The following is a 2683-nucleotide window of genomic DNA, read 5'->3' on the forward strand; positions in this document are numbered from 1 at the left end:
CTTTCGGCTTGTATAAACGAACAAAGGTTAGAAACCATCGAATTGTCATTAACCGAATTAAAGGTACTGCAAAGCAGGGGTATTTCCAATAAAATCACCAAATACCACCAACAGATCATCAAACTTGTAGAAAATAACATTCCTCTGATTCAAGAGAAGTTAGCAGCATAATTATTCACTAAAAACAGAGAATAAACAATATGAAAACAAATAAAATAGCAATCACCTATAGAAGTCAGGTGTATATCCTAAACAGGACAGAGAGCAAACATTATCAGATCGGCTTTGAAACAGACAGATGGAGTATCCGTATCTACATCACACAGAATAACTCGGTCAGAATAATAATAAACAAATCCGTCAAGAAATCCGAAACGGAGTATCACACACAATTCTGTTATGACTGTTATTGTACCCTCGGTACATATAACTTGTACCTGAATGATGTGAGTGACCCTGCTACATGCAGGAAGATAAAGAACATGACGAAATGGTTTACCATCGAACCGATGCTGAAAGAGATTTATAATCAACTGAAGGGTGAAATGGAAATGATAAATAATTATCAACAATGGTGGTATATGTTAAGTTTTGATGAATTCGAAGCCATTACAGGAATAGAACAGGACAGAGATGCCAACAATGAAAAAGACGATCAATTTATTAATGCCTGCCATCTGTTTTGGCAAAATAAGACATCCGAAGAAAAGAGCGAAATCTATTTAAGATATACCAACAAACAAGATTCTTAGAAATATCTAATCTGTATAATTATGGATGCCGTAAAAGATTACTTCGAGCAACAGAGAGCCGAAGAACAAGTAGAAAAAGAACTGAATATAAACCGATGGGTAATTGTATCCATCGGTTACAGAAGCCAAGATTATAAAACCCCCGATGTACTGTTATACAAATACAATATTCCTGTTTACCTGAAAGAAAAATATGATTGGGTAATCCGTTGGAGAGTTGCCAAGCTACAATGCAGTTATCCCAAAGAGAGTATTTGCACATGGTACACGCATTATGACAAGAGAACCTCTTTGCGATTGGAACACGACAGCCTGTACACCAAAACCATATCTGCAAAGGCTTGGATCACAAGGGCAAAGAATAAGGTAAAGAAGTACGAAGAAGAACGTAACAAAACATTGTTCCAGGATTTTGAAAACGATCCGATCTGGCTGGATGCGATGCAGAAAGTCAAAGCCAAAGAAGACAAATTAGCGTATCTACAGGAATTATTAAGAACAGAAACAGAGAAATATCATGCAAAAGCAAGTTAGAAAAATAAAAGACCCGATATTAAGGGCAATCGTCATAGACTCCCTGTCTATCATAGAAAATCGCAAGACCGTTTATAAGAGAGGGTGCAACAATCCGATATGTAAGTTTATACCCATCATTCTTGAATACGATTGCTTGTTCAAAGAATACTATTTGAGGTCTGTATCCTTTGACAATGATGGGTTACCTTTTCAAGTAGCTTACTTTTTTAAAACGATAGAGAAAGCAATGGACTATATTAGCTCATTTTCATCTATTAAACAACTGACGGACACGACAGAGATCGTACAGGCTTGTACTTATTATTGGAAATCTTACGACAGGGAATTATGAGAAAATTATCAAATTATACACATGCCCGATATTGTACCGATGAAGCAGACGTACTTTCAGGTCTGGCGGAAATAAACGAAGCAATGAAGTATTGCAACCTGATGGATAAATCTATCCCGAATTATTATTACAGCAGAAGGAACAAGCTTATAGAAAAGCTAAAGCTTGTTGTTAACAAAGGGTTGAGAACCCACGAATTCAGATACGGAGGACATATATTCCAGGCAGAACGCCCATTCAAACCCCATGAAGATTTTGGATATGTAGGTCGAAGGCTGGCACGGCTAGTTGTTCATGGCTGGGATTGGGATGATTTTTGGATCTGTGCCAATGCTGTAGGACATAAGAACCTGTCTCTCAAAAATGCAGACATCTTCCTGATGGATCGGGGTATTTTAGTTGTTCCATGCGGAGGATTTTTAGGTCAATATGTAATTGAATAATATAGATGAAGATTATGAAACAGGAAATAAAACAAAACGGAGAAACAATTGTCGAAAGTGACGATAACATCTCCATACCAATCATATTTAATAATCTGACAGGGAAAAACAGTAAGGATAATAAGGACTATCAGGCGTATATCAAATATACAGCCATCCCAATGATGGGATTTCAATACGGAAAAATCGAATGTTGGGAGAATGGAATACTCACAAGGACAGGATATATAACAAAACTTTTATTGATAACATAAAGCGGGCAGGTAATCTGCCCGCTTACTTTTTCATGAGCATCAAGAAATGTGCGAAAAAAAGTAACAAAAACCTAGTCGAACAAGCTGTTTATCACACAGAACAGCTTGTTTTTTATTTTTATCCATATCTTTGCAGGTAGGATAAAAAAGAGTGAACCATGACAGAGCGTTTTTATGACATAAGCCATCTATCCACCCGGCAGCTTCAGGAATTATATACCACCTATATTAAAAAAGGGTGGAAAGATTTCGATTATTATGAACTGATGCCCGAAGGTGTACGTCCGCGCGAATTATCCGATGCAGAAGTAATCCTGAATCTTGATGGGGAACATAAACACAATTACTGCGTTTATATGATTGATT

7 protein-coding genes are annotated in these 2683 nt (G+C 36.9%); all 7 read left to right on the forward strand.

The genetic code is table 11. The features are described 5' to 3' along the window. Positions 1–12: 12 nt before the first annotated feature. Positions 13–171 (forward strand): PcfJ domain-containing protein, encoded by a 159-nt coding sequence (locus IR083_RS24995; RefSeq protein ID WP_410492860.1) that lies wholly within the window; start codon positions 13–15, stop codon positions 169–171. A gap of 29 nt (positions 172–200) precedes the next feature. Continuing rightward, the gene (locus IR083_RS09115; RefSeq protein WP_194224058.1) at positions 201–752 is read left to right on the forward strand and encodes a hypothetical protein; all 552 of its coding nucleotides are present in this window, start codon (positions 201–203) and stop codon (positions 750–752) included. A 21-nt stretch (positions 753–773) separates the two neighbouring features. Further along, complete coding sequence (locus IR083_RS09120; RefSeq protein WP_194224059.1) at positions 774–1286, forward strand: hypothetical protein; 513 nt, start codon at positions 774–776, stop codon at positions 1284–1286. Then, positions 1270–1620: a hypothetical protein gene (locus tag IR083_RS09125; protein WP_194224060.1), complete on the forward strand. Its 351-nt coding sequence runs from the start codon at positions 1270–1272 to the stop codon at positions 1618–1620. The genes IR083_RS09120 and IR083_RS09125 overlap by 17 nt, the downstream gene beginning before the upstream one ends. Beyond that, positions 1617–2063: a hypothetical protein gene (locus IR083_RS09130; RefSeq protein WP_194224061.1), complete on the forward strand. Its 447-nt coding sequence runs from the start codon at positions 1617–1619 to the stop codon at positions 2061–2063. Before IR083_RS09125 ends, IR083_RS09130 begins: the two co-directional genes overlap by 4 nt. A 14-nt stretch (positions 2064–2077) precedes the next feature. Next, on the forward strand, positions 2078–2317 hold the full coding sequence (locus tag IR083_RS09135) for a hypothetical protein (protein WP_194224062.1): 240 nt from the start codon (positions 2078–2080) through the stop codon (positions 2315–2317). Positions 2318–2475: 158 nt separating this feature from the next. Then, positions 2476–2683, forward strand: a 208-nt coding sequence (locus IR083_RS09140) for a hypothetical protein (RefSeq protein WP_194224063.1), incomplete at its 3' end; no start/stop codon positions are given.

It is taken from the genome of Dysgonomonas sp. GY75 (assembly GCF_015234155.1).
Taxonomy (GTDB): Bacteria; Bacteroidota; Bacteroidia; order Bacteroidales; family Dysgonomonadaceae; genus Dysgonomonas; species Dysgonomonas gadei.